27 protein-coding genes are annotated in these 25,910 nt (G+C 40.8%); 9 read left to right on the top strand and 18 right to left on the bottom strand.

Going from position 1 to position 25,910, the window contains the following annotated elements:
- Positions 1–73 precede the first annotated feature (73 nt).
- The 4 genes from EZ437_RS14210 to EZ437_RS14195 all read left to right on the top strand — a co-directional run bounded on the left by EZ437_RS14210 (position 74) and on the right by EZ437_RS14195 (position 5,386).
- On the top strand, positions 74–868 hold the full coding sequence (locus EZ437_RS14210) for a thymidylate synthase (protein ID WP_131596724.1): 795 nt from the start codon (positions 74–76) through the stop codon (positions 866–868).
- Positions 865–1,350: a dihydrofolate reductase gene (locus EZ437_RS14205; RefSeq protein ID WP_131596723.1), complete on the top strand. Its 486-nt coding sequence runs from the start codon at positions 865–867 to the stop codon at positions 1,348–1,350. The genes EZ437_RS14210 and EZ437_RS14205 overlap by 4 nt, the downstream gene beginning before the upstream one ends.
- A gap of 133 nt (positions 1,351–1,483) precedes the next feature.
- A complete protein-coding gene (gene secDF / locus EZ437_RS14200; protein WP_131596722.1) occupies positions 1,484–4,429 on the top strand; it encodes a protein translocase subunit SecDF in 2,946 nt (981 codons plus the stop codon).
- Positions 4,430–4,525: 96 nt separating this feature from the next.
- On the top strand, positions 4,526–5,386 hold the full coding sequence (locus tag EZ437_RS14195; RefSeq protein WP_131596721.1) for a hydroxymethylglutaryl-CoA lyase: 861 nt from the start codon (positions 4,526–4,528) through the stop codon (positions 5,384–5,386).
- Between the two features lie 7 nt (positions 5,387–5,393).
- Here EZ437_RS14195 and EZ437_RS14190 read toward each other — a convergent pair whose 3' ends face one another.
- Together EZ437_RS14190 and fbaA are read right to left on the bottom strand one after the other, a co-directional pair.
- Positions 5,394–5,822 (bottom strand): GNAT family N-acetyltransferase, encoded by a 429-nt coding sequence (locus tag EZ437_RS14190; protein ID WP_131596720.1) that lies wholly within the window; start codon positions 5,820–5,822, stop codon positions 5,394–5,396.
- A 158-nt stretch (positions 5,823–5,980) separates the two neighbouring features.
- Entirely contained in the window at positions 5,981–7,060 is a 1,080-nt protein-coding gene (fbaA, locus tag EZ437_RS14185; RefSeq protein WP_131596719.1) for a class II fructose-bisphosphate aldolase, read from the bottom strand.
- A 179-nt stretch (positions 7,061–7,239) separates the two neighbouring features.
- On the opposite strand from fbaA, the gene accD reads away from it, so the two are divergent.
- Positions 7,240–8,085 carry an acetyl-CoA carboxylase, carboxyltransferase subunit beta gene (gene accD / locus EZ437_RS14180; RefSeq protein ID WP_131596718.1) on the top strand — a complete coding sequence of 282 codons (846 nt, stop codon included), beginning with the start codon at positions 7,240–7,242 and terminating at the stop codon, positions 8,083–8,085.
- A gap of 45 nt (positions 8,086–8,130) precedes the next feature.
- Here accD and EZ437_RS14175 read toward each other — a convergent pair whose 3' ends face one another.
- From EZ437_RS14175 to glmM, 7 genes are all read right to left on the bottom strand, one after another.
- Entirely contained in the window at positions 8,131–8,757 is a 627-nt protein-coding gene (locus tag EZ437_RS14175; protein WP_131596717.1) for a DNA/RNA non-specific endonuclease, read from the bottom strand.
- Between the two features lie 99 nt (positions 8,758–8,856).
- Complete coding sequence (locus tag EZ437_RS14170) at positions 8,857–9,516, bottom strand: hypothetical protein (protein ID WP_131596716.1); 660 nt, start codon at positions 9,514–9,516, stop codon at positions 8,857–8,859.
- A gap of 179 nt (positions 9,517–9,695) precedes the next feature.
- Positions 9,696–11,984 carry a GH92 family glycosyl hydrolase gene (locus EZ437_RS14165; RefSeq protein ID WP_131596715.1) on the bottom strand — a complete coding sequence of 763 codons (2,289 nt, stop codon included), beginning with the start codon at positions 11,982–11,984 and terminating at the stop codon, positions 9,696–9,698.
- A gap of 25 nt (positions 11,985–12,009) precedes the next feature.
- Entirely contained in the window at positions 12,010–12,687 is a 678-nt protein-coding gene (locus tag EZ437_RS14160) for a basic secretory protein-like protein (RefSeq protein WP_131596714.1), read from the bottom strand.
- A 177-nt stretch (positions 12,688–12,864) separates the two neighbouring features.
- Positions 12,865–13,062 (bottom strand): hypothetical protein, encoded by a 198-nt coding sequence (locus tag EZ437_RS14155; RefSeq protein WP_131596713.1) that lies wholly within the window; start codon positions 13,060–13,062, stop codon positions 12,865–12,867.
- A gap of 98 nt (positions 13,063–13,160) precedes the next feature.
- A complete protein-coding gene (locus EZ437_RS14150; RefSeq protein ID WP_131596712.1) occupies positions 13,161–14,309 on the bottom strand; it encodes a cysteine desulfurase family protein in 1,149 nt (382 codons plus the stop codon).
- A gap of 6 nt (positions 14,310–14,315) precedes the next feature.
- Positions 14,316–15,704, bottom strand: coding sequence for a phosphoglucosamine mutase (gene glmM / locus EZ437_RS14145; RefSeq protein WP_131596711.1), 1,389 nt, complete (start codon positions 15,702–15,704; stop codon positions 14,316–14,318).
- Positions 15,705–15,819: 115 nt separating this feature from the next.
- Here glmM and EZ437_RS14140 point away from each other — a divergent pair, with 115 nt between their 5' ends.
- The 3 genes from EZ437_RS14140 to EZ437_RS14130 are packed head-to-tail and all read left to right on the top strand — an operon-like array spanning position 15,820 to position 17,836.
- Entirely contained in the window at positions 15,820–16,551 is a 732-nt protein-coding gene (locus tag EZ437_RS14140) for a class I SAM-dependent methyltransferase (RefSeq protein WP_131596710.1), read from the top strand.
- The gene (locus EZ437_RS14135) at positions 16,548–17,111 is read left to right on the top strand and encodes a phosphatase PAP2 family protein (RefSeq protein WP_131596709.1); all 564 of its coding nucleotides are present in this window, start codon (positions 16,548–16,550) and stop codon (positions 17,109–17,111) included. The genes EZ437_RS14140 and EZ437_RS14135 overlap by 4 nt, the downstream gene beginning before the upstream one ends.
- Positions 17,111–17,836 carry a ZIP family metal transporter gene (locus EZ437_RS14130; RefSeq protein WP_131596708.1) on the top strand — a complete coding sequence of 242 codons (726 nt, stop codon included), beginning with the start codon at positions 17,111–17,113 and terminating at the stop codon, positions 17,834–17,836. Before EZ437_RS14135 ends, EZ437_RS14130 begins: the two co-directional genes overlap by 1 nt.
- A gap of 4 nt (positions 17,837–17,840) precedes the next feature.
- On the opposite strand, the gene EZ437_RS14125 is transcribed toward EZ437_RS14130, so the two are convergent.
- The 9 genes from EZ437_RS14125 to EZ437_RS14090 form a co-directional block, all read right to left on the bottom strand.
- Positions 17,841–18,290, bottom strand: coding sequence for a MarR family winged helix-turn-helix transcriptional regulator (locus tag EZ437_RS14125; RefSeq protein WP_131596707.1), 450 nt, complete (start codon positions 18,288–18,290; stop codon positions 17,841–17,843).
- Between the two features lie 7 nt (positions 18,291–18,297).
- Entirely contained in the window at positions 18,298–18,462 is a 165-nt protein-coding gene (locus EZ437_RS21630) for a DUF5522 domain-containing protein (RefSeq protein ID WP_165500427.1), read from the bottom strand.
- The gene (locus EZ437_RS14120) at positions 18,462–19,403 is read right to left on the bottom strand and encodes an exonuclease (RefSeq protein ID WP_131596706.1); all 942 of its coding nucleotides are present in this window, start codon (positions 19,401–19,403) and stop codon (positions 18,462–18,464) included. The genes EZ437_RS21630 and EZ437_RS14120 overlap by 1 nt, the downstream gene beginning before the upstream one ends.
- Positions 19,400–19,999 carry a dephospho-CoA kinase gene (gene coaE, locus EZ437_RS14115; RefSeq protein ID WP_131596705.1) on the bottom strand — a complete coding sequence of 200 codons (600 nt, stop codon included), beginning with the start codon at positions 19,997–19,999 and terminating at the stop codon, positions 19,400–19,402. The genes EZ437_RS14120 and coaE overlap by 4 nt, the downstream gene beginning before the upstream one ends.
- Complete coding sequence (locus EZ437_RS14110) at positions 19,999–20,946, bottom strand: CdaR family protein (RefSeq protein ID WP_131596704.1); 948 nt, start codon at positions 20,944–20,946, stop codon at positions 19,999–20,001. Before EZ437_RS14110 ends, coaE begins: the two co-directional genes overlap by 1 nt.
- Positions 20,947–21,048: 102 nt before the next feature.
- A complete protein-coding gene (gene yajC, locus EZ437_RS14105; protein WP_131596703.1) occupies positions 21,049–21,369 on the bottom strand; it encodes a preprotein translocase subunit YajC in 321 nt (106 codons plus the stop codon).
- 10 nt (positions 21,370–21,379) lie between these two features.
- Complete coding sequence (locus EZ437_RS14100; protein WP_131596702.1) at positions 21,380–21,874, bottom strand: DUF1573 domain-containing protein; 495 nt, start codon at positions 21,872–21,874, stop codon at positions 21,380–21,382.
- Between the two features lie 3 nt (positions 21,875–21,877).
- Positions 21,878–22,828 carry a transcription antitermination factor NusB gene (gene nusB, locus EZ437_RS14095; protein WP_131596701.1) on the bottom strand — a complete coding sequence of 317 codons (951 nt, stop codon included), beginning with the start codon at positions 22,826–22,828 and terminating at the stop codon, positions 21,878–21,880.
- Between the two features lie 34 nt (positions 22,829–22,862).
- Complete coding sequence (locus EZ437_RS14090) at positions 22,863–23,951, bottom strand: Glu/Leu/Phe/Val family dehydrogenase (RefSeq protein WP_131596700.1); 1,089 nt, start codon at positions 23,949–23,951, stop codon at positions 22,863–22,865.
- A 112-nt stretch (positions 23,952–24,063) separates the two neighbouring features.
- Between EZ437_RS14090 and EZ437_RS14085 the strand changes: the two genes are divergently transcribed.
- Positions 24,064–25,854, top strand: coding sequence for an ABC transporter ATP-binding protein (locus tag EZ437_RS14085; RefSeq protein WP_131596699.1), 1,791 nt, complete (start codon positions 24,064–24,066; stop codon positions 25,852–25,854).
- The last annotated feature ends 56 nt before the right edge of the window (positions 25,855–25,910 follow it).

Genomic DNA, 25,910 nt, shown 5'->3' with positions numbered 1-25,910 from the left:
AGTCTGTTAGAATCGGATGAAACCTTTGACAAAAAAGGCTTAATCTGGCGACACGGAGAAAAGAGACAAACAGATGAAGCAATATTTAGATTTAATGCAGCATGTGCTGGACGAGGGCACACAAAAACATGACCGCACAGGTACTGGCACCATCAGCGTATTTGGCTACCAGATGCGGTTTGATTTGCAAAAAGGTTTTCCAATGGTAACTACCAAAAAACTGCACCTTAAATCTATCATCCATGAACTGATCTGGTTCCTGAGCGGGGATACCAACATCAAGTACCTGAAAGACAATGGGGTAAAGATCTGGGATGAATGGGCGGATGAAAATGGCGATCTGGGGCCGGTATATGGCTCGCAATGGCGCTCATGGCCTACGCCTGATGGCGGGCACATAGACCAGATCGAAAAGATCATAAATACTATCAAAAACAATCCGGATTCAAGAAGGATCATTGTATCGGCATGGAATGTAGCGGAAGTGGACAACATGGCCTTGCCGCCTTGTCACGCCTTTTTTCAGTTTTATGTAGCCGATGGCAAGCTAAGCTGTCAGCTGTACCAAAGAAGTGCAGATATATTTTTGGGGGTGCCTTTCAACATTGCCTCTTATGCCTTGCTGACCATGATGGTAGCGCAGGTATGCGGTTTGCAATACGGTGATTTTGTCCACACGCTTGGCGATGCGCATTTGTACAACAACCACATCGAACAGGCCAAACTGCAGTTGAGCCGTGAGCCAAAAGCATTGCCGGTGATGGAGATCAACCCGGAGGTGAAAGATATATTCGACTTCAAATTTGAAGATTTCACACTGAAGGGCTACGATCCGCACCCGCACATTAAAGGAGCAGTAGCAGTATGATGGTTTCCATGGTAGTGGCCATCGCCGAAAACAATGCTATAGGAAAAGACAATCAGTTATTATGGTACCTTCCCAAGGATCTGAAGCACTTTAAAACCATCACCAGCGGGCACACCGTAATCATGGGGCGCAAGACCTTTGATTCGGTAGGTAAACCGCTGCCCAACAGGCGCAATATCGTGATCACGAGAAACAGGGAACTTAGCATAGATGGGGTGGAAGTGGTGAATGACCTGGACTCCGCTTTGCAGCTTTGCGCTGAAGAGCAGGAAGTGTTTATCGTAGGGGGTGCGGAGATCTACAGACAGGCTATGCCGCATACGGGCAGGATCTACCTGACAGTGGTACATGAAAGTTTTGAAGCCGATACTTTTTTCCCTCAGATCGATGAAAATATCTGGAAGGAAACTGCTTCTGAAAGTCACCAGCCGGATGAAAAAAACAACCTTGGCTTTACATTTTCAACACTTGAACGCCGATAAACACTTGAGCACCCCATTAGTTTGGCAGCGCCATAATAAAAATTTCATAACGTGGTCTATTAATTAAAAAAATAATTAGATTTGCCGACTTGTTAAAAAAAGATATAGCATATAGATTAATAATTACAAACAGATGCAGGGTAAAGGTTTTATAAAATTTATGGCAATACTATTATGTATTGTCTGTGTGTATTCTCTCTCTTTCAACTTCGTAACTTCTAAGGTTGAAAAAGACGCAAAAGCTTATGCTAAAGGAGATGTAAATAAGGAAAAAGCTTATTTAGACTCTATGGCAACAGTTCCGGTTTATCCGCTTTTTGGATTTAACTACCAATTCTGTAAAGAAAAAGAGATCAACCTTGGTCTGGACCTTAAAGGTGGAATGAACGTTACAATGGAGATCTCACTAGCTAATCTGGTGAAATCATTAGCCAATGATTCGGACGATGCTAACTTTAACCAGGCGGTAAAAAATGCCCAAACGCAGACCAGTGTCGGCGGAAGGGATTTTATATCTGTTTTTGTAAGTGAATATGAAAAATTAAATCCTAACGGAAAACTTGCCGATTTGTTCTCTAACCAGGACAATGCTGCAGTTTTAAAGCCAAACGCGACTAACTCTGAAGTAAAATCTTTCCTTACTACAGAAGCAAGCAGTGCGATTGACCGTTCATTCATCATTATCCGTAGCCGTATAGATGGTTTTGGTGTGGTGAGTCCGAATATGCAAAAACAGGAAGGTACCAACCGTATCCTGATTGAGCTGCCGGGTGTGGACGAAAGCGCAAAACAGCGTGTCCGTAAATTGCTTTCCGGTTCTGCCGAATTGCAGTTCTGGCATGTATATAATAATGAAGAGGTGTATCCGGTAATGGAAAACATCAACAAAACACTTGCTGCAAGTTTAAAATCTGTAAAAGATACAACAGCTGCTGTTGCTGGTGATACTACCGCTAAAAGCGGAAGTAAGTTGGCCAACTTAGCGAAAAAGACTGACGCTAAGGATTCAACCAGTCTGCAAAATCAGGAGCTTTCTAAATCTAACCCGCTGTTTGCGGTTTTAAATATCCCTAGCTATCAGGCTGAAAACGGACAGACAAGTTTACGTCCGGGAGCTGTAGTAGGCTGGGTAGCCCAAAAAGATACTGCTAAAGTAAATGCTTTCTTTGCAAGACCTGAAATTGCTTCGATCATTCCTCAGACTTATAAGTTTATGTGGGGCGTGAAACCAATGGACGGCACTAAAGTATTTGAACTCTATGCTATTAAAGTAACCTCATTGGATGGCAAACCTGATCTTGGCGGCGACGCTGTGAGCAATGCCCGTGATGACTTTGGTCAGGACGGCAAACCGGAAGTTACCATGTACATGACCGGTGAAGGTGCTGCCAAATGGAAAAAAATGACTGGCGAAGCTGCAGCTAAAAAAGGTGCAATTGCTATCGTACTGGATGATCAGGTATATTCTGCTCCAAATGTAAACGGGGAAATTCCTGGTGGAGTTTCTTCTATTTCGGGTAGCTTTAAACCTGAGGAAACTAAAGATTTGGCCAACGTATTAAAGGCTGGTAAACTACCTGTTCCTGCGCACATTGTAGGTGAGTATGTAGTGGGTCCTACCCTGGGTCAGGAATCCATCAACAGCGGTCTGATCTCCTCTATTGTGGGTCTAATCGTGGTATTGATTTTCATGGCGATCTATTATAGCAAAGCAGGTTGGGTAGCTAACATTGCTTTAGTTACCAATTTATTCTTCCTGATCGGTGCAATGACCTCTTTGGGTGCTGTATGGACCTTACCTGGTATAGCCGGTCTGGTACTGACCATAGGTATGGCGGTAGATGCCAACGTACTGATCTATGAGCGTATCAAGGAAGAACTTGCCGCAGGTAAAGCGATCCGTCAGGCAATAGCTGATGGTTATAGCAATGCTTACTCTGCGATTATTGACTCAAACATTGTTACGTTAATAACAGGTATTATTTTATTCTACCTGGGTACAGGACCAATCAAAGGTTTTGCTACTACATTGGTATTGGGTATCATTACTTCATTGTTCACTTCGATCTTCATTACCCGACTGGTATTTGAATCATTGCTGAAAAAAGACGGTAAGATCTCCTTCTCAATTCCTTTTACTGCCAACATCTTTAAAGACTCTAACTTTAACTTCGTAAGCGGTCGCCGTAAGTTTTACATCTTCTCTTCTATCATCATTTTAGCCGGTATCATCTCTATCTTCACTAAAGGATTTAGCCTGGGTGTGGATTTCAAAGGTGGACGTGCTTATGTGGTTCAGTTTGAAAAAGACATTAATACGATTGAAGTAAGGGATGCACTGGATGACCAGTTTGGTCAGGTTCCTGAGGTAAAAACTTTTGGTATCGGCAATCAGGTAAGGATCACGACTTCATATTTAATAGATCAGAACGGTGAAAACATTGATGATCAGGTAGAGGCTAAACTTGCTGCGGGCCTAAAAAGCTTAAACAATCCTTATCAGATTAAAGATGCGCAGAAAATCGGGCCAACAATGGCCAGTGACATCAAAACATCTGCCATCTATGCGGTATTGCTGGCTATAGTAGCGGTATTTATTTACATCGTTATTCGTTTTAGAAACGTTCAGTTTGGTCTGGCAGCTGTGATTGCGCTATTGCATGACGTACTGGTACTATTGTCGATCTTCTCTATCTTCAATGGCTGGTTGCCATTCTCTCTGGACATTGACCAGCAGTTTATCGCGGCCATCCTTACAGTAATGGGTTACTCGATGAACGATACGGTGGTTGTATTTGACCGTGTAAGGGAATACCTTGGCCAGAGCCGTCATAAAAACGAGGACATGCCAACCATTGTAAACAATGCATTGAACAGCACACTAAACCGTACTGTGGTAACAGGATTGTGCGTAATGCTTGCTTTATTGGTATTGTTCTTCTTCGGTGGAGACATCCTGAGAGGATTCTCATTCGCGATGCTGATCGGTGTAATATTCGGTACTTATTCTTCACTGTTTGTGGCTACTCCTTTCGTGGTTGAGTTTACCCGCAAGAGAGACGATCAGGTTTATAAATAAAGACAATTAGCTTAAACATAAACAAAAAGGCATCCTGCATAGGGTGCCTTTTTGTTTGTTGTGTATATTTGTTTATTGAGTTTATATCCAGATCAAATGAGCACTACGCCAATTAAGCTTATAGAATGTCCAAGGGATGCCATGCAGGGCATCCATGAGTTTATACCTACGGCAATTAAGGCTGAATACATCAATCTCCTGCTGCAGGTAGGTTTTGACACCATAGATTTTGGGAGTTTCGTTTCTGAAAAAGCGATTCCGCAGCTGAAGGATACCAGTGAAGTGTTGTCCAGACTGGATCTTGGCAGTTCTGTCTCTAAGCTATTGGCCATTGTAGCCAATTTAAGGGGTGCGCAAGCCGCCAGTACGCACGAAGCGATTGCTTACCTTGGCTTCCCTTTTTCTATCTCTGAGACCTTCCAACTGCGAAATACGAACTCCAGCATTGCACAGTCTATGGATACCGTAAAACAGCTCCTGGAGATTTGCGATAAAAAGAATAAAGAAGCGGTGATCTATTTGTCTATGGGCTTTGGAAATCCCTATGGAGATCCCTGGAATGCAGAGATTGTAGCACACTGGGCGGATGAACTGGTAAGTGCAGGGGCGGTAATACTTGCGCTGTCTGATACTACCGGGGTTTCCACTCCGGAAAAGATAAAGGAGTTGATGCCTGTATTGATCAACAGGTTTAGTGATATAGAAATTGGGCTTCACCTGCATAGTACTCCGGATACGCGATTTGAAAAAATTGAAGCCGCATATGCATGTGGTTGCCGCAGGTTTGACAGCGCATTGAAAGGATTTGGCGGTTGCCCGATGGCGGCAGACGACCTGACCGGAAATATGGCCACTGAAGACCTGATCAGCTATCTTTCTGCTAAAGCCGAACCACTTAACTTAAATATGGAGAAATGGCAGGAAGCTGTCTGGTTCTCACAAAAAGTATTTTTGTAAGTTTAGCTTAGTTCTGCGTCTTTACCATTTTGAAGTGCTGTATGCCAGCTTCTTCAAACTCCCCTCCTTCAGCAGCAAAACCAAACCTGGAATACAAATGCATGGCATCTACCTGTGAATGCAGGTAAATATAAGTAGCATCTGACGGCAGATCAGACAATACCGCGGCCAGTAAAGCCTGCCCTATCCTTTTGCCCCTATATTCTTTTAGCACGGCAAAACGCTCCAGTTTATGGCCTTTGTCAGTTTTACGCCACCTGCATGCACCACAAGGTTCATTGTTTAGCAGCGCCAGGAAGTGTGTGGATTCTTCTTCATTTTCCCACTCCAGCTCAGGGGGACAATTTTGTTCCTCTACAAATACTTTCTTTCTAACTGCAAATGCCTTGTCTAATTCTTCTTTATTTCTGATCTTAATTACCTGAAGTGCATCCATAGTCTTATTATTTAATTTAAGAGATGATGTAAAGATAAGGTTTTCTTCTGTTCATAGGGAGTATATATACATCCTGTCAGGTCGTATAAAAATACATGAAAACAACAAAGCGCCTTAAGTTTCTTTAAGGCGCTTTGTATGTTAGATCTTATAGATTATTACAGCCTATCGCTGGCATCTTTACAGTTTAGATCCTCAAATGCTTGTTTAAGACGTGCAACGAATTGCTCTTCGCCTTTGCGCAACCATACGCGGGGATCGTAATATTTTTTGTTTGGCTTGTCTTCTCCATCTGGATTTCCTATCTGGCCCTGAAGATAAGCTTCATTAGCTTTATAGTAATTTAACAAACCTTCCCACATGGCCCATTGCATATCTGTATCAATGTTCATTTTGATGGCACCATAAGAAATTGCTTCTCTGATTTCTTCTTGTGAGGAACCTGAACCACCATGGAATACAAAGTTGATAGGCTTTTCAGCAGTAAGGTTGAATTTTTCTTTGATGAAATCCTGTGAGTTTTTAAGGATCACCGGTTGTAGTTTAACATTACCAGGTTTGTACACACCATGTACATTACCAAATGCTGCTGCCACCGTAAATTTATCGCTCACTTTGCTCAGTTCTTCGTAAGCATATGCTACTTCAGACGGCTGAGTATATAATTTTGAACTGTCTACATCACTATTGTCTACCCCATCTTCTTCACCGCCTGTAACGCCAAGCTCGATTTCTATGGTCATACCCAGTTTAGCCATGCGTTCCAGGTATTTGGCAGAGATCTCCATGTTTTCTTCGATTGACTCTTCAGAAAGGTCAAGCATATGAGAAGAGAACAAAGGTTTGCCAGTTTCAGCAAAGAATTTCTCGCCATGGTCTAACAGTCCGTCTATCCATGGTAAAAGTTTTTTAGCAGCATGGTCAGTATGTAAGATCACTGCTACACCATAGTGCTCAGCCAATAAATGAACGTGTTTAGCTGCAGAAACTGCACCAAGGACACATGCATTTAAATTATCATTATTTAAGGTTTTACCTGCATAAAACTGGGCTCCGCCGTTTGATAATTGAATAATAACAGGCGAATTAACTGCCTTGGCAGTTTCCATTACTGCATTAATAGTATTTGTACCCGTAACATTTACTGCTGGTAATGCAAACTGATGTTTTTTAGCCTGCTCAAACAATTCTTGAACGGCATCTCCGTAAATTACACCCTTATAGCCTTTTAAACTCATTTTTTATAATTTTTTATCTGCCGAAGTTAGCAAAAATATCATTCTGAGCCAACCAATAGGGGGATTATTTTCATTTATAATATATTGTAGGTCAATGGTAATAAAGTTATAATGCTGATATATCATTAAAGTGTTCTATTTTTTTTCGTTTCTTTGTATCGCATTTTTCAAGATATAACATGGCTTGGTTTAAGAGAGAAAAAAAAGGTATCAGTACGCTGACTGAAGAAAAAAAAGAAGCGCCTGATGGTTTGTGGAACAAGTGTCCGAATTGTAAAAAAGCATTGCACAGCGCTGATTTAGTAGAAAACAGATATGTTTGCCAATACTGTGACTATCATTTGAGGGTTGGTTCTAAAGAATATTTCCATGTTTTATTTGACAATAACGAGTTTACCGAGCTTTTTGCTGATTTGACATCTGGCGACCCGCTAAACTTTACAGACACCAAGCCTTATGCAGAAAGATTGGTAGAAAGCATGAAGAAAACCGGCCTGAAAGACGCCATCAGAGCGGCTCATGGGAAGGTAGAGGGTGAAGACCTCGTGGTGGCCTGTATGGATTTTAATTTCATAGGCGGCTCGATGGGTTCTGTAGTGGGTGAAAAAATCGCCCGTTCTATCGATTATTCTATAAAACATAAGATCCCCTTCCTGATGATTTCTAAATCTGGTGGTGCAAGGATGATGGAAGCTGCGTTCTCTTTGATGCAAATGGCGAAGACTTCGGCCAAATTAGCCCTGCTAAGCCAGGCTAAAATACCATATATATCATTACTTACCGATCCGACTACAGGTGGCGTGACGGCCTCGTATGCGATGCTGGGCGACATCAATATAGCTGAACCAGGTGCATTGATCGGCTTTGCAGGACCAAGGGTAATTAAAGAAACGATTAAAAAAGACCTGCCAAAGGGCTTTCAGACCGCTGAGTTCGTATTGGAACACGGCTTTTTGGACTTTATAGTAGACCGCAGGGCAATGAAAGCGAAGATTGCTGCCTTCCTTAAAATGATAAAAAACTAGTTGCAATAGCAAGTTTAGGCCGAGATCATTACGCTTATGAGCTAGTTAAGGCACCAGGGGGTAGGGCAATTTGCCCTTAAGCTCCGTTAAGCTAAGCTGCTGCACTTCACCGCTGTCATCGTTTGGAAATAACAGGCAATAGATAATGGCGTGTGTGGGCGGGTCTACCACGATCTTATAGCAGTAATCGGGCTTGATTACTTTATGTCCTGGCTTAAGCAGTTTATCACTATATATCGCCCCTGCGATAACGAAGACTGGTTTACTTTGAGATAGCTTCCTGACTTCGGTTTCCCATTGCTTCCAAATGCCCCTGTTGAGCTTTACCGTCTGCGGCACGCAATTGTAATAACAAAAGGTTTCCTTATCAAGTGTACAGTCGTACGCAAAATCCTCTGCATTGGCCAGATGCCCTTTATCATACCCTGTACCTGCATAGTCCGCATCACCTGCGGTATCCTCGTCACATTTCCTGAAGCTAAAACCCTTACGGTCACAATCTCCTCCACCCTTAGACAAAGTATACGTGACATACAGCGGATTCTTTACCTCATAGGAATAATAAGATTTATATGCACTCATTTTAATGATCTTATCGACTTTCTGTGCTACCGCAGCGCAGAAAGAAAACATTAAAATCAGGAAATAGATAAGAAATTTGTGCGGTTTCATTGAGCGGTTAAACTAAAAATTTTAAAGTAAGAATTCCAGCTTTAAAATGCTGATAAGTGCTTATCCTATTAAAAGGGCTCCTAAGTTGACTACGGTAACTTACTCGTTCCATATTCCTTTTGCACGCTGTGCTTTAATGACATTTATCACTTGTTCCCTAAAATAGACTTGGTCATTAGTGAGGAGCTCAGCAATTCGGCCGTTTTTATCCTGCAGTGAGGTGAGGTATTCTTTTACAGCAGGATGTTTTTTCGCATTTGAGCAGAGCGACCATTTTGCGGTAGCGCCGGCTAGAAACATTTTTTGATCCACTCTATTCTCGCTATGCTGAATATTTGCAATTATATGATCCAGATATTTTGTTTGTCCAGTAGCAAAGTAAGAAGACCAATTCATATCGTTATAAGATGGATTAATAGGCGCTTTGGAATACACAGAATCGATATTTAATGAAGCGATGTGAAGAAATAACTTTTGAATATCCAGATTTTTAATTTGCTTAAGATTAGCCCCCATCTTTTTCTTAATAGATTCATCCTGCAGATATAATGCGCCAAAAAAACCAGTTAAAATTGGTTCCAGATTGCTTTGTGGCATGTCGGTATTGTTTGTAAAATCAATCGTTTTTTCTATCAAATCTTTATCTTTAAAAAGATGATAGCTCTGTAGTATATTCCCAAAATTTCTGTTGTCATCTTGTCCAATAGCGGTGTGAACGGAGGATAGAAATAATATTATTATTACACAGGCTTTTTTCATAGGGACAATTTAAGAATACATGAGTTACAAATCTAATAATTCGGTATAAAAAAAGAGGCTGTTTATTTACAGCCTCTTGTCCTTTAAATATTGATCTGCTCCCAGAAAAATCAGTGTCTGGGGAGGGCATAGCGTTCTTTTTGCGAAGCTTAAAGAAATGCAGCCCGAAAAAAGATCACTTATTTTTCCGTTGACATAGAATAAGGAAAATCACTCTCTTTAACCCCCCTGCCTTTATTCGGCGAAGCAATCATATTAAAATCAAGCTTAGCTCCCTTTAACAGATCAGCATGGCTCAGCCAATTCTCTGTGCGGATTTTACCATTATACTTAAGTATGTCAACATACCTGTTCGTATCGCTGTTCTCCGGAGCATTGATAACAATTTGTTTACCATTCTCCAGGTTTAAAGTAACCTTTTTAAATAATGGCGCACCCAAAACATATTGATCAGTAGCAGGTGTTACCGGATAAAAACCTAAAGCAGAGAATACATACCACGCAGAAGTTTGTCCGTTGTCCTCATCACCGCAATAGCCGTCAGGAGTTGGCTTGTACATTCTGTTCATGGTTTCACGAACCCAGTATTGAGTCTTCCATGGTGCACCACCGTAGTTGTATAGGTAGATCATGTGCTGGATCGGCTGGTTTCCGTGCGCATACTGCCCCATATTGGCAATCTGCATTTCGCGGATCTCATGGATTACGCTACCGTAATAGCTATCATCAAATATTGGCGGCAAGATAAATACTGAATCGAGTTTTTCTACAAACTTATCTTTTCCGCCCATCAGTTTAGACAAGCCTGCCACATCCTGGAATACTGACCAGGAGTAATGCCAGCTATTGCCTTCCGTAAAGGCATCGCCCCATTTAAACGGGTTGAACGGTGACTGGAACTTACCATCTTTGTTTTTGCCACGCATCAGACCGCTGGCAGGGTCAAAGAGGTTTTTATAGTTCATTGCACGTTTTTTAAAGATATCAATTTCAGATGCCGGTTTACCAAGGGCCTTGCCCAACTGATAGATCGCGAAATCATCGTATGCATATTCTAATGTCCTTGCGGCATTCTCATTGATCTTTACATCATAGGGTACATATCCAAGTTCATTGTAATATTTAACCCCGTAGCGGCCTACAGCCGGCATTGGGCCTTCATTGTCTGCGCCATGCTTCACTGCATCCCAAAGGGTATTGATGTCATACCCACGCATACCTTTGATGTATGCATCGGAAACCACAGAAGCCGAATTATTGCCAACCATTACACTGGCAAGACCAGGACTTGACCATTCCGGTAACCATCCGCCTTCTTTAAAGTCATTGGCCAGGCCTTCCTGCATTTCCTTGTTGATAGATGGATACATCAGGTTCAAGAATGGATATAAGGCCCTGAACGTATCCCAGAAACCAGTTCCGCCAAACATATAACCCGGCAGAATCTTGCCATTGTAAGGGCTCCAGTGAACGATCTCATCTTTAGCATTCAGCTCGTACAATTTGTTTGGGAAGAAAAGCGTGCGGTAAAAACAGGAATAAAAAGTACGCATCTGATCAATGGTACCACCTTCTACAGAGATCCTGCTCAGTGTTTTATTCCATATTGCTTTTGACTTATCCCTTGTATCATTAAAACTATCACTGGCCAGTTCCCTTTTCAAGCTGATATCGGCTTGTTCAATGCTGATGAACGAAGAAGCCACTTTCATGTTTACATTTTCACCTTTGGCGGTCTTAAAGCCAATGATTGCACCTGAGTGATCAGCGGTCATCTCCAAAACGTCTTTGGCCAGGTCTTTTCCTTTCCAGGTACTGGCTGAAGCAAATGGCTTGTCAAAGTAGATCACAAAGTAATTTTTAAAGTTGTCCGGCACTTTATGCGAGTGCCTGGTGCTGTAGCCGACTATTTTACGTTCAGCAGGAATGATCTTCACATAAGAACCCTTGTCGAAAGCATCTATCACTACATATGACTCATCTGATTTAGGAAAAGTAAAACGGAACTGCGCAGCCCTCTCAGTGGTAGTAATTTCTGTAGTTACATCTGCATCAGCTAGATAGACACTGTAATAGTATGGTTTTACTACTTCCGCTTTATGAGAAAACCAGCTGGAACGCTCATCTTCGTTAAAGCGGAGTTTGCCTGTTACAGGCATTACCGAAAACTGTCCGTAGTCGTTCATCCATGGTGAAGGCTGGTGTGTTTGCTTAAAGCCGCGGATCTTATCTGCAGTGTACTGATAGGCCCATCCATCACCCATTTTCCCCGTCTGAGGAGTCCAGAGGTTCATACCCCATGGCACACCCAATGAAGGATAAGTATTTCCATTGGACATGGAAGGCTTGCTGTCGGTACCCATCAGCGGATTGATCCACTCAACAGGGTCAGTTATTTTCCCTACTTGCTGTGCTGAAACAGTGTAAGATGCCAAAAATAAAGAGGCTGTAAGCAATTTTTTAATCATAGTATTTAAAGGTTCGTCTAATGTGTTACAATGCAGGATTTTTTGAGTAGGCCATCCATAGCTCATCCAGGGTTTTCCCGGTTTCAACTTTCCAGATAGCGTTAGTATAAGTTCGGCCGCGCAGATTGGCATCCAATTTCTTTACCAGGCCTTTGTTGCCATGGTTTTCTAACCAGGCAAAAAACCTTGCGGTGATGCGGTAACTGTCGGTATATTTATGTGTGTTTTTATATTCTGGCAAAGCCCAGTCTGCACCGGGATTGTCTACGCCGAATTTATATCTTACATAGTCAGCAATGCCTTCGGTGAGCCATCCGGGACCAGAGCGACGGCCATAGTTTTGGATTACATGCATTGCTTCATGGGTCACTACATCAATATCGCCGGGATTCTCTTTAAAATAAACCGGACTATACATGATTTTTCTTCCAGACGTAGCTGCAACGCCTTCATAAGCGGTATCGATCACAAAATCGACTTCAGTAGCAGCTGTGTCGTTGTATTCCTTTTTTAGCAGAGGGTATACTTTAAAGAATGTTTCAATCATTCTTTTTTTTAATACAGGATCAAATGCAGGCTCCAGACTGGTAAAATTTAATGTGAGGTCGTTCTCCTTGAATGTTTCTATTTTTTGTGCTTTTGATTGCAGGCAACAAAAAAGGCTTAAGCCAGCTATAAACAGTGAGGAACAGGTCTTGCGCATATATTGATTAAGTTTAAAACGTTTTAGCAAACAAATAAACATAATAATAAGGAAATATCTTTATATGGCAAATAAAATTTGAAACTATTCACTTTTTCAGCTCATCACTGAAAAGGATTAAATAAAAAAGCACATCCGCTTCTGACGAATGTGCTTTTTTTTATTTTGCTGCAGGAGCTATATTTCAGTTCCCGGCATCACTCCTGGCTCATGACTTGCACCCAGGGGTTTATTTTTACGTACTGGTCTCTTAGTAGCACCGGATCTGTCAAAATCAGCCACGGATGATGTTTCTCCAGGGGTCTGATTATCTGTTGAGTTTCCCGTTTCTTTAATAACTGTTTTCTTTTCGTCTTTATTATTTGTAAGTGCCATAACTCATAGGTTTAGTTAATAAATTGATAAGCATTCAATTAAGTAACACGTTGAAATCAATATTGTTTAAAATTAATGAACCTATGAAGCCCGGAAGACTAAACTGCTACATTCTGACTGACTATTTTTTTAAGCCTATCAATAACGAAGTCCAGTTCTTCTTTTGAATTGTATTTGCTAAATGAGAACCTTATAGATGGTCTGTTTGGATCAGCATTGATGCCAGTAAGTACGTGTGAGCCTATATTGGAACCCGAGGAACAAGCACTGCCTCCGGAAGCAGAGATGCCTTGTATATCCAGATTGAACAGGAGCATATCAGCCATATCCATTGCAGGAAATGAAACATTCAGGACCGTATATAAGCTTTTTTCCGTGTCTGTTTCGCCATTGAAACTAAGATCAGGTATTTCTGCTGACAATCTATCTTTCATGTAAGTCTTCAATTCCTGTATATGCTGCTGGTGCTGCTCCATTTCAGCATAAGCAATTTCCAACGCTTTGGCCAGGCCAACTATTCCATATACGTTTTCAGTACCGCCTCTCATGTTTCGCTCCTGCGCTCCACCAAAGATCATCGGACTGATCTTTACTGTGTGGTTTACATATAAAAAACCTACACCTTTCGGTCCGTGAAGTTTATGTGCCGCACAGACAATAAAATGTGCTTTGAGTTTTCTAACATCGTGAACATAATGCCCCATTGTCTGTACTGTATCACAATGATAAATGGCATTGTACTGCTCACAGATATCCCCTACTCTTTCTATGTCGGTGAGTGTGCCAAGCTCATTATTGGCATGCATCAAAGAAACAAATGAACGCTCATTATTTTGAAGTAATTCTTCCAAATGGGCATGGTCGACATTTCCTTTTTCATCAACATTGACAAAACTGAGCTTATCGATCACCCCTTGCTGCAACAACATGCTTAAGGTATGTTCAACTGCATGGTGCTCAATTTTGGAAGTGATGGCATGTCTGATGTTAAAAGCCGCAATACCGCATCTGATAGCCGTATTATCTGCCTCGGTACCGCCGGATGTGAAAAAGATCTCGGCGGGAGTGGCATTTAATAACCCTGCTACCGCTTTCCTCGCTTTTTCTATCAATGTACGTACCTCACGCCCTTGTGCATGAATAGAAGAGGGATTGCCATAATGCGATTTCATTACATTAACCATCTCCTCAATTACCACTGCATCCAGGGGGGTGGTCGCCGCATTGTCTAAATAAATCCTGTCCATGGCTGCTTAGCTCAGTTTTAGTATCTCTTTGATATCTGAAATGATCTTTGCTGCCAGGTTTTCTGCCACTGTTTCCGTACCTGCCTCGCTATATATGCGGATGATCGGTTCGGTATTTGACTTGCGCAGGTGTACCCATTCCTTATCAAATTCTATTTTGAGACCATCAATGGTACTGTTAGGCTGATTTTTATACTTATCCTGAACCTTGATCAATAAGGCATCAATGTCCATTTCAGGCGTTAGCGTAATCTTGTTTTTAGAAATATGGTATTGAGGATAGCTGCTCCTTAAAAGGGATATTGACTTGCCAAATTTGGCCAGATGAGTTAGAAATAAAGCAATTCCCACGAGTGCATCACGACCGTAATGCAGTTCAGGATAGATGATTCCACCGTTTCCTTCCCCGCCAATGATGGCATTGGTAGCTTTCATTTTATTTACCACATTTACTTCTCCCACCGCAGCTGCGTTGTACTCGCCTCCTGCCTTTTCTGTTACGTCTCTTAAAGCCCGTGTAGAGGAAAGATTTGATACCGAGTTGCCCGGAGTATTTTGAAGGATGTAATCTGCGACAGCTACTAGTGTATATTCTTCACCAAACATGGTTCCGTCTTCATTTACAAAGCATAACCTGTCTACATCAGGATCTACCACAATACCAAGATCTGCGTTATTGCTCTGCACCACTTTGGCAATCTCTGTAAGGTTTTCCGGTAGCGGCTCAGGATTGTGCGGAAAATGACCATTTGGTTCACAATACAGTTCATAAATTGTCTCTACACCTAAAGCCCTTAACAAGGCCGGAACAAAAATGCCACCAGTAGAGTTTACACAGTCGATGGCTATCTTAAAGTTTGCCGCCTTAATAGCTGCTACATCCACCAAAGGCAGCGCAAGGATGATGTCTATGTGCTTTTGCAGATAGGTATCATTGCTGTGCACTTTACCAAGCTCATCTACCCCAGCAAACTTAAATTCAGATTTTTCTGCAATATCCAGTACCTCTTTGCCATCGGCATCGCTGATGAACTCACCGAGGTCATTGAGCAGTTTTAGTGCATTCCACTGTTTAGGATTGTGACTGGCAGTCAGGATAATCCCTCCGCCTGCCTTTTCCATCGGGACAGCGATCTCAACCGTAGGGGTAGTAGAAAGACCCAGGTCAATCACTTCTATCCCGAGCCCCTGCAGTGTTCCGACTACCAGGTTATTGACCATTTCGCCGGAAATTCTTGCATCCCTGCCTAAAACAATACGCTTGTTGTTCGTTTTGCTGATAACCCATGAACCATAAGCTGCTGTAAATTTTACAATATCAATTGGGGTAAGACCGTTACCGGCTGTATCGCCGATAGTTCCCCTTATACCGGAGATAGATTTTATTAGTGTCAATTTGTTAGTTTTTTTTTCAAAAATAACAAAAATTAGGCAAAGGAGGTTATTTTAACTCCACCACAAAAGCAAAATGCTATCTTTGTTTTTTTCTAAAACATCAAATACTGGCTCTATGCAGCGTAAATGGTTTCAATATTGGTTTAACTCTCCCTTCTACCATATTTTATATAGTCAAAGGAATGATGCCGAAGCTGAATTTTTAATCGACAATTTATCTTCTTATTTGAAACCTGCTGCCGATTCAAGAATTTTAGATATTGCCTGTGGCAGGGGACGTCACGCCATATACCTCAATAAAAAGGGCTATGATGTTACCGGAATAGATTTGTCTGAACAGAACATCAAGTATGCCCAGCAATTTGAGCAAAAGCACCTGCATTTTTTCGTACACGACATGCGGAAGCTCTGCTTTATCAATTATTTTGACATTGCGATGAACCTGTTTACAAGTTTTGGTTATTTTGAAACCGAAAAAGACCATGTAAATGCCCTTAAATCCTTTAGAAAAGGAATTAAACCCGACGGCACCCTAGTAATTGATTATTTCAACACCCAAAAGATCATAAAGAACCTTACCCAGCAGGAAATAAAGACCCTGGAGGGGATTGAGTTTCACCTGCATAAATTTGTGGCGGACGGCAAGATCATCAAACACATTAATTTTGAACACAGAGGAAAGCCATATGCTTTTGAAGAGCGCGTAAAGGCATTTACACTGGCAGATTTTGAGCGGATGTGTGAGAAAAGCGGGCTAAGGATCAGGGCTACTTTTGGGAGTTACGGATTAGATCCTTATGATGAAGTTAAGTCTGAAAGATTGATCTTAATCTGCCAAAAAGCATGATAGAAAGTTTGCAGCAATTTGATGCAGACCTGTTTTTAAAAATACACAGGGGCCTTGCCAATCCTTTTTTTGACTGGCTGCTACCTTTAATGCGCAACAGGTATTTCTGGGCACCACTGTATCTTTTTATTATCGTATTTTGCTTTATTGAATATAAGAAAAGAGCCTGGTACATAATAGGAATGCTATTGGCTACCTTTGGGCTGGGCGATCTGACCGCATCGAGATTGATTAAACCTTTAATTGCAAGGATAAGACCCTGCAACGACATAAATCTGGTGAATGACATCATCCATAGGGTACCCTGTGGCAGCGGCTACAGTTTTCCTTCTGCTCACGCCACAAATCATTTTGCCATCGCGATATTTCTTATTTTTGTATTTTATGATAAATGGAAACCCGTTTTGCCGATTGGCCTTTTCTGGGCATTCATCATTTCTTTTTCACAAATTTATGTCGGTGTTCATTACCCAGTAGATACCATAGCGGGTGCCTTACTAGGTACGACAATTGGTTTGATCACGGCAAGTATTTATAAAAAACTACAACCTCAGTTATAATGGAAATCTGGAAGCTATCAATTTTATTTCTAAGCGCCTTTTTGGGAGGTGCAGCTATTTTTTTGGTCAAAAGCGATAAATCCCAACTATTGAAACTGATCTTGTCTTTTAGCGGGGCCTATTTATTTGCCATCACGGTATTGCATTTAATACCTGATGCTTATCATGGTACTGACCATGAAGACATCGGGATTTTCATCCTCATAGGCTTTTTACTGCAGGTATTTCTTGAACAATTTTCTGAGGGTGTGGAACATGGACATATCCACAAACACAACGAGAACAGGGTATTCCCTTTCGGAATCATGATCAGCTTGTGTCTTCATGCCTTTCTGGAAGGTATGCCCCTGGCAAAAGATCAGCACAACGCACTTATCTTCGGGATTTCCCTGCACCATATTCCTGCTGCTTTTGCATTGGGAAGTATCCTGATGCAAAACCATATTAAAAAAGGAAATATCATTTTTTATATCAGCCTCTTTGCATTGATGGCCCCGCTCGGTTTTTTTGTGAGCTATAGCATTAGCAATGGCAGTATTGGAGGCATTGAAAACTACTTTAACAGGATCATGGGTATTGTGATCGGAATATTCTTACACATTTCCACCACCATACTATTTGAGTCGAGCGTGGACCACAAAGTCACCAAACGTAAAATGATTGCTGTATTGTGTGGCATAGGCATTGCATTAATAGGCTATTTCAGCTCCTCACACGCTCATTAGGCCCTTAACCGCGCATTTTATCAAGCAGTTCATTTAGCTGAATGGCTTCACTTTCAGTTAGGTTTGGGGCAACAATATTTGATATACTGATCTCATCGTCCATTTTCTTCAATAGATTCAGACCTTTTTGGCTAATCAAAATGTTTACAGAACGCTTGTCAGTCAGATTAGGCTCCTTTACAACCAGGTCTTTCTGTACCAGTCTGTCTACAATGCGCGAAGCGTCACACATCTTGTCCAGCATCCTTGATTTTAAAAGATTAATAGTGGAAGGATTTGGAAACTGCCCCCGCAATATCCTCAAAATATTGAATTGCTGCGTAGTAATATCATATGGAGTAATCAGCCCCTTTAATTTATCATTGCACCAGTTAAATGTATATAGAACGTTTACTAAAGCTTGTTGATGTTCACTCTCAAATCGGGAAGTATGTGTTTCTTTCTGCAATTGCATCTTTAAATTACTTATCTTTTATATCAGTCGGGTCAGCTATTTTTGGTTTTCCAAAATCCCATGGACAATGTTTGCATTTATTTTTACAACAGTATCCACGTTTTAAATGGTAGACTTCTGTAAAAACCATAAATCCGTTTTCGTTAAAATAGTAGTCGACACCCTCTTCCATCAATTAAGCAATTTAACGACCAAACTATTTTCATAATAACGCTTTAGCTGTATGCCGTTGCCATGATTTGTCCAGACTTGCTTTGGTTTTACCTCCTTTATGGTAAATAAAATATCACTCCAGTCTGCATGATCGGAAATGTATAATTGTATCTCATGGTTGTTCTGCAGGTGTTTCCAACCCGTTGCAAATACCCTGATTACGTTGATTGCTTTAAAATAACTTTTAAAAACCATGGGTGGCACCATATAGACCATATTTGTCAGATTGTGCTTCATGACTTTTCTGTCGTATATTTCATATTTACCCAAATTAATGCCCATCTGTTCATATATTTTCACAAAAGGCATCATACTATAATGCACTAATATCCTTTTTTCTATACAATGATCGTTCATTAAGCTAATCAAACGCTGACATTTTCCGAGCGAATAAGCACCGAGCATGATATTGCTGTTGGTAGTGTTTAGCTTAAGAATCTCTGCTTCTGCGTTCGGATGTTGTGTTTCAGGATCTGCAAATGTAGTTTCAGTAATGAGTACATCTGCTTCAACAAATTCAATTGGTTCGCAGGTTTTATCGGCTTGCAGTTTATAATCTCCTGTATATAAGTACTTCACCCCCAGGTATTCCATCAATACCATGGCCGACCCAAGTATATGTCCGGCCGGAATAAAACTGATCTTTATATCATTCAATTCAAACACAGCATAATATGGTTTGATAAAAAACTCACCTGCAGCAAATTTTTTATACCTGTGGGTCATAAATAAAGCGGTAGCTTCTGTACAAAATACCTTCAGGTTGCCACCAATGGCATGGTCTCCATGTGCGTGAGAGATCACCGCATTTTGTACCACTTCCTTAGGATCAAGATAAAAATTGCCATACCGGCAAAACAGTCCTGTTTTGTCGATCACGATAAAATCATCCAATATCATATAGCTGTTGTTTTTAAGAATGCCCTGTGCAATTCAATTACCTGGGCTATTAACGAGCGTTGCTCATTGTTGTGAATAATATGATCAGCCATTAGCCGTTTTTCCTCATCTGTGAATTGCTTATCCATTCTGGCCCTTACTTGATCATCCGTTATCCCGTCCCGCTCAGTAACACGCCTTAATTTAAGCACTTCAGGTGCTATTACCAGGATACTTTGATCACACATCTTGTAAGATCCGCTTTCAAACAGCAGGGCAGCTTCTTTTAGTACATAAGGAATGTGCTGCGGGACCTGTTCAATCCAGGAATCAAATGCCCTGAAAACTGCAGGATGGACCAGCGCGTTTAGTTTCTCCAGTTCAGCGGTATTATTAAATACGATCGCGGCTACGTGTTTGTTATTTAAAGCCCCGTTATCGAAGTAACTCTCTTGTCCAAATGTATCCTTTACAGCTTCAATTAAAACAGCATCTTCTACCATAATCTGCCTGGCCACCTTATCCGCATAGAATACAGGTGTGCCCAATACTTCAAAAATTTTGCAGATGGTGGTTTTTCCGCTTCCTATCCCGCCTGTAATCCCTATTTTAAGCATTATTTTTCTATTATAAAATCGACTTTGTCCGGCATGATGTTTACCAGTTTACAATACTCCGGAAACCTTGTTAATTTTACCCTGAGTTTATTATGGTTAAGTATTTTCCAATCGTTCATATCTACGACAGCATCGATAAAGTCTTCGTCGATCTGTGCATATCTGGATAGTGGGACCAGAAAGGTAACCTTGATTTTCCTGGGGTATAGTTTAATATCATAAAACTGATTGTTATTGATCACCCCGAGGGTTAGGTCAATCACTTTTTCTGTATATTCATCAACAGGCACCCTGACTTCTGCACTGGAAGGAAAGATGCTTACATTTTTCATTTTGTTTTGTGTCATTGCCACTCTTGAAACACTTGTCGCCTGCAGATTTGTCAACTTTAGGGTATCAGTGGGCCACTCCTTTATTTTCTTTAGTTCCTTTTCCGGGCCTGAAAGCGTAACATATTCAGGAATGATCATAATGTCATTTGATATACCATACTGCTTTGCAAAACTAAAATCCGACACCAGTGTAACAGGTACTCTCTTTATCTTCTTTTCCGAAAAATCGAAATAAAGTGTGTCCGGCTTTACAGAGATGATCTTTTGTGAGGTTTCTAGTTGTTGGTTTACGTTGTACAGCTGTTCAGAAAATAGTATAAAGTTTCTATTATTCAGTTTTTCAAGACTAATCGAAATGGATTGTGGTTTGACTCTCAATCTTGCGAATAACAACTGCCAGCCTGTGCCTTCCACCTGTAAATCGACCGTATCTGATTGCAAAGCATGAAATGCTCTTTTCTGAGGAACGTTTTTGTAAATAAGTACTGTTTTGGCAGTGTACACATATTTATTGTTCAATGCCAGGAACAGCCAGGCCCCGATTGCCGTTAATAAGCAAGTGATGAAAACAAGAAAGCGTTTTCGTTCTATCTTCGTGAGTTTTATAAACGGCATGACCGTAAAGTTAACAATAGAAAAATGAATTAACTGAAGAAATTTACCAAAACAAAAAAGCCGTCCCAATTATGGAACGGCTTTAAGCTCATTAAAAAAGCTTTAGGCTTTCGCAGTGTCAATTTTAGGTGCAACAGCTTTAGTTGCGTCAAGAGAAACCGCAGATTTATCAAAACGGATTTTAGTACCGCCTTCCACTTCAATCAGAAAAGTAGTCTCGTTCAGGTCTACTATCTTTCCATGGATACCAGCAGTGGTAACTATTTTATCGCCTTTCTTAAGTTCTTCAATTAACTTTTTGTGGTCTTTAGCTTTTTTTACCTGTGGTCTGATCATGAAGAAGTAGAATACTATCATAATAAGTACCATAGGAACTAATGTACCCAGCATATTAGTACTTTGTAGAATAACCATTGATGTCATATATATAAATTTATTTGTCTAAAATTTCGCCTTTTAAGTGTACCTGAACTACAGGCGCTGCAGCATTGGAGGTAATGGTAATTACTTTATCCTGTAAACCGGCCGGTTTGCCTGTGCTGTCAAACACTACCTTGATCTCGCCCTCAGCACCTGGTTTAATAGGTTGTTTGGGTATCTCCGGAACAGTACAGCCACACGTAGCTTCTGCATTAGCTATAATTAACGGAGTTTTACCAACATTTTTGAATCTGTAGCTGTAAGATACTTTTTCGCCCCGCTTGATCTGCCCAAAATTATAATCGACCGTTGCAAACTCAATTGCCGGTGCATCCCCATTCACCACCGTGATATTTGATGCATTTGTCACCGCCGTGTCCACCGGTACTAACGAAGGATGTGGTTCATTAACAACTACGGAATCAGTATTTCCTTCAGTTTTTTTACCAGTTTGCTGGCATGATGCAAGTGTAAAAGCACACATTGCAAGTAATAAGATTTTTTTCATAAATTATTCTTCTATAAGTCCCCGACCAATTTTTGTTATACTATTCGTCCTTTTTAGGTCGCCCATAATTTTGTCCAATATACCGTTAATAAATGAATTACTTTTCGGAGTACTGTAATCTTTTGAAAGATCCAGGTATTCATTAATCGTCACTTTAACAGGTATAGATGGGAAATTCAACAGTTCGCAGATAGCCATTTTCATTAAAATGGTATCCATTAAAGCAATTCTTTCAGATTCCCAGTTTTTGGTGCGTTCTGCTATAAGTGCCTGGTAATCTTTATCATTCCTAAGTGTATAGGCAAATAGGTCTTCCACAAATTTCTTGTCTTCATCCCAGTCCTGACTAATCGGGGTCAGCTTATTGGCAAACACATCATCAGATGTAAAATTCTTGATTGTTTTAGCCACCATCCCCTGCATTACCTCTTTGTCTACAGACCAGTTGATAAATTTGTCTTCAAAAGCCTGAATGATGTTATGACTTTTAAGGATAATTTTCCGGAATATGTATTTGATAATGGTTTTGGATTCTTCCAGACTGTTATCCGGATCAGCAAGGTAAGCAGCATACTCAGTGCTTACTTTTAAAGTATTAAAAATCGCTTTTACAAACTCCGGATCTGCCATCCAGTTAATTTTGTATTTATTCATCGCCGATATAAAGTCCGGATTTGCTTTAAGCACAACTGTGAACTTGTTGTTCAGCAATTTCAAATTCGGATTGAGGTCATCAGCTGTTGGTAAATGCTTATTTGCCCTTTCTGTAGCATCAATGCCTGTATATTCTGTAACTTCTACTAAAAGTGAGAGCATCCAAATATACATTTCGTATACGTTGTCTATACTTTGCATCAGCCCCTTCTTGGAAGAAGCAAGATCTCTTTTGTCTGTCATGTGCCAAGCAAATATATTTTGCAAAGCTTTAATTCTTAAGTGCCTTCTATTTAACATGAATGTAAGAACGAGTGGTAAATTACCTGGTTTATTAAAATGATGATTTTATTTTTTTGATGTCAATGATTCTTTGTTCAGCAATGCGGTTAGCGGCCCATATAGTAGGGATATTCTCCTTTTTGGACATTTTAATTACGTCACGCGTTGCATTGTATATGTTTTCTGTAAGCTGCATGGTCCGCTTTTTACCAAAACCTGTTAATTCTGAATAGCAGCTGATCAGTCCGCCGGCATTGATCAGATAATCCGGGGCAAACAAAATTCCTTTATCCAGTAAAAGCTTGCCATGAGCCTGCTCATCTGCAAGCTGGTTATTGGCCGAACCTGCAATAATTGCAAAGTTCATTTTTTTAATGGTTTTGTCATTTACAGTAGCACCTAATGCACACGGTGCATAAATATCTGCGTTTAGTCCGAATATTTTATCTGCTGCAATAGGTTTCGCTTTGTAGGTTCGTGCAACATGCTGCAAACGCTCTTCATTGATGTCGCTGATATAGACTTCTACGTTTTCAGCTCTGAGCAATTCTACCAGGTGTTCGCCCACATTTCCAATTCCCTGTACCACTACAGAACGTCCGGCGAGCATATCCGTACCAAAAACTTCCTTTACACAAGCTTTTATTCCTAGAAACACACCTTTTGCGGTAGTTGGTGCCGGATTACCTGCGCCCCCTAAAGACTCCGGAACTCCTGTTACATGCGCTGTTTCCATACGTATGTACTCCATGTCCTTGGTATTGGTACCAACATCCTCAGCAGTAATAAATTCACCGTTAAGGTTTTTGATAAACCTGCCATAACTGCGCATCATCGCTTCTGATTTTCCTTTACGTGAATCACCGATGATTACAGCATTTCCACCCCCTAGATTAAGGCCTGTAATGGCAGCTTTGTAGGTCATAGCCCTTGATAATCTCAGTACATCCTCCAGTGCTTCACCTTCTGTTGCATAGCTCCACATCCGGGTTCCGCCAAGTGCGGGGCCTAAAGTAGTATCATGAATGGCAATAATTGCTCTTAAACCCGTATCTGGGTCATTACAGTAAACAACCTTCTTATGCCCCGAGGCGCCAATTTGATCTAAAACTGAATTTACAATAGAACTATTACCAGACATATAATTTTGTTTATCAGATAAGCCGCAAAACTAGTATAAAAAAAACATTAATTACATTGTTTTAACCAAAGACTTTGAAATTTTTACCTTCCTTTGGCTAAATTACTTTTTCATGAAACACCTTAGGTTTTTAAACAAGTACTTTTTAAAATATAAATGGCGGATTATTCCCGGGGTGCTTTTCGTGATTATATCAAATATATTTGGTGTGATACCCGCCCGGGTGATCGGCCATGCCTTTAACCTGATCACTGAAAACATTCAGATTTACAGCCTGTTTGAAGGTTTTGAACGCCGCTCAATTATTTACGATATCTTTAGCTACAGCTTACTCTATTTCGGGAGCATCGTTCTGATCCTATATCTTCTAAGAGGCCTTTTCTTATTCTTTATGCGACAGACCATTATTCTGATGTCAAGACATATTGAATTTGACATGAAAAATGAGATCTATGCACATTATCAGGACCTGAGCCTGGGATTCTATCGCCGCAACAACACAGGTGATCTGATGAACAGGGCCACAGAAGATGTAAACAGGGTAAGGATGTACGTTGGTCCCGCCATTATGTATGCCATCAATACTGCAGTATTGTTTGTCCTTATTATTTATGCCATGTTTTCTGTAAATGTCACTTTGGCCATCTTTTGTCTGCTCCCGCTTCCGGTACTGGTGGTCACCATTTACTTTGTAAATACAATGATTAACCAAAAAAGCGAACAGATCCAGGAGCAGCTCTCCAGGCTGTCAAGTTTTGTTCAGGAAAGATTTTCGGGCATAAGGGTTATTAAATCATATGTGCGGGAGGCACATACCAATATGGTATTCGCTACAGAAAGTGAGGGCTATAAAAGGAATGCAATGAGCCTGGTCAAAGTACAGGCCCTATTTTACCCTACAATGCTTTTGCTGGTAGGCCTCAGCACTATACTTACTATTTATGTGGGTGGTAAGCAAGTGATTAATGGCGCGATTACTCCCGGCAATATAGCCGAATTTATTGTATATGTAAATCAGCTTACCTTTCCTGTCTCCATGCTTGGCTGGGTGACCACACTGATTCAAAGGGCTTCAGCTTCGCAAAAACGCATCAATGAATTCCTGCAGCTGCAATCTGATATCGTATCTGAAAATACTGAAACGCTTAAACTGGAAGGCAATGTCGAATTCAAAAACGTAAGCTTCACTTATCCTGATACAGGTATAAACGCAATAAACAACGTAACCTTCGAAATAAAACGGGGACAGTTTGTAGCCATCATTGGCCGTACCGGATCGGGTAAGTCTACGTTGGCAAACCTGATTATGAGAATGTATGACGTAGATGAAGGACAGATTAAAATTGATGAGAAGGGATTAAAAGACCTAAACTTATATGACTTTCGAAACCAGGTAGGTTTTGTGCCCCAGGAAGTTTTTCTATTCTCTGATACTATTAAAAACAACATAGCCTTTGGACTTGATCAGGTTACCGATCAGGAAGTGGAGAATGCCGCAAAAAATGCTGCTGTTTACAGTAATATTATTGATTTTGAGCATAAGTTTGAGACGATGCTGGGCGAGCGTGGGATTACCCTCTCTGGCGGACAAAAACAAAGGGTATCTATTGCCCGTGCCTTAATTAAGTCACCAGGTATCCTGATATTCGATGACTGTTTATCCGCTGTAGACACTAAAACAGAGGAAGAAATACTGAGCAATCTGGGTAGGATGATGAAAGGAAGAACCAGTATACTTATCGCACACAGAATTTCAACGATAAAAAACGCCGATAAAATCCTGGTACTGGATCAGGGGGAAATTATAGAGCAGGGCACACACAGCCAGCTATTAGAACAGGCTGGGGCCTATGCTGAAATGTACCAGAACCAATTATTGGAACAAGAAAATCATTCTGTGTAATTTCTATTTTGAACTTTAGTAATTATTACTTTATATTTACCCGTACCAAAACCAAG

This window comes from Pedobacter psychroterrae (assembly GCF_004331695.1).
Classification (GTDB): domain Bacteria; phylum Bacteroidota; class Bacteroidia; order Sphingobacteriales; family Sphingobacteriaceae; genus Pedobacter; species Pedobacter psychroterrae.
The sequence above is the reverse complement of the archived record's forward strand: the minus strand, read 5'-3'. Positions and strand labels throughout refer to the sequence as shown.

Coding starts and splice junctions, on each gene's coding strand:
- EZ437_RS14110 (WP_131596704.1), bottom strand. CDS start 20,946: ATGCCGTTTATAAAACTCACGAAGATAGAACGAAAACGCTTTCTTGTT.
- EZ437_RS14140 (WP_131596710.1), top strand. CDS start 15,820: ATGCAGCGTAAATGGTTTCAATATTGGTTTAACTCTCCCTTCTACCAT.
- EZ437_RS14085 (WP_131596699.1), top strand. CDS start 24,064: ATGAAACACCTTAGGTTTTTAAACAAGTACTTTTTAAAATATAAATGG.
- EZ437_RS14100 (WP_131596702.1), bottom strand. CDS start 21,874: ATGAAAAAAATCTTATTACTTGCAATGTGTGCTTTTACACTTGCATCA.
- EZ437_RS21630 (WP_165500427.1), bottom strand. CDS start 18,462: ATGGAAGAGGGTGTCGACTACTATTTTAACGAAAACGGATTTATGGTT.
- EZ437_RS14130 (WP_131596708.1), top strand. CDS start 17,111: ATGGAAATCTGGAAGCTATCAATTTTATTTCTAAGCGCCTTTTTGGGA.
- EZ437_RS14160 (WP_131596714.1), bottom strand. CDS start 12,687: ATGCGCAAGACCTGTTCCTCACTGTTTATAGCTGGCTTAAGCCTTTTT.
- EZ437_RS14165 (WP_131596715.1), bottom strand. CDS start 11,984: ATGATTAAAAAATTGCTTACAGCCTCTTTATTTTTGGCATCTTACACT.
- EZ437_RS14175 (WP_131596717.1), bottom strand. CDS start 8,757: ATGAAACCGCACAAATTTCTTATCTATTTCCTGATTTTAATGTTTTCT.
- EZ437_RS14210 (WP_131596724.1), top strand. CDS start 74: ATGAAGCAATATTTAGATTTAATGCAGCATGTGCTGGACGAGGGCACA.
- EZ437_RS14195 (WP_131596721.1), top strand. CDS start 4,526: ATGAGCACTACGCCAATTAAGCTTATAGAATGTCCAAGGGATGCCATG.
- secDF (WP_131596722.1), top strand. CDS start 1,484: ATGCAGGGTAAAGGTTTTATAAAATTTATGGCAATACTATTATGTATT.
- EZ437_RS14135 (WP_131596709.1), top strand. CDS start 16,548: ATGATAGAAAGTTTGCAGCAATTTGATGCAGACCTGTTTTTAAAAATA.
- fbaA (WP_131596719.1), bottom strand. CDS start 7,060: ATGAGTTTAAAAGGCTATAAGGGTGTAATTTACGGAGATGCCGTTCAA.
- accD (WP_131596718.1), top strand. CDS start 7,240: ATGGCTTGGTTTAAGAGAGAAAAAAAAGGTATCAGTACGCTGACTGAA.
- EZ437_RS14155 (WP_131596713.1), bottom strand. CDS start 13,062: ATGGCACTTACAAATAATAAAGACGAAAAGAAAACAGTTATTAAAGAA.
- EZ437_RS14170 (WP_131596716.1), bottom strand. CDS start 9,516: ATGAAAAAAGCCTGTGTAATAATAATATTATTTCTATCCTCCGTTCAC.
- nusB (WP_131596701.1), bottom strand. CDS start 22,828: ATGTTAAATAGAAGGCACTTAAGAATTAAAGCTTTGCAAAATATATTT.
- EZ437_RS14150 (WP_131596712.1), bottom strand. CDS start 14,309: ATGGACAGGATTTATTTAGACAATGCGGCGACCACCCCCCTGGATGCA.
- EZ437_RS14125 (WP_131596707.1), bottom strand. CDS start 18,290: ATGCAATTGCAGAAAGAAACACATACTTCCCGATTTGAGAGTGAACAT.
- EZ437_RS14205 (WP_131596723.1), top strand. CDS start 865: ATGATGGTTTCCATGGTAGTGGCCATCGCCGAAAACAATGCTATAGGA.
- EZ437_RS14090 (WP_131596700.1), bottom strand. CDS start 23,951: ATGTCTGGTAATAGTTCTATTGTAAATTCAGTTTTAGATCAAATTGGC.
- EZ437_RS14190 (WP_131596720.1), bottom strand. CDS start 5,822: ATGGATGCACTTCAGGTAATTAAGATCAGAAATAAAGAAGAATTAGAC.
- yajC (WP_131596703.1), bottom strand. CDS start 21,369: ATGACATCAATGGTTATTCTACAAAGTACTAATATGCTGGGTACATTA.
- coaE (WP_131596705.1), bottom strand. CDS start 19,999: ATGCTTAAAATAGGGATTACAGGCGGGATAGGAAGCGGAAAAACCACC.
- EZ437_RS14120 (WP_131596706.1), bottom strand. CDS start 19,403: ATGATATTGGATGATTTTATCGTGATCGACAAAACAGGACTGTTTTGC.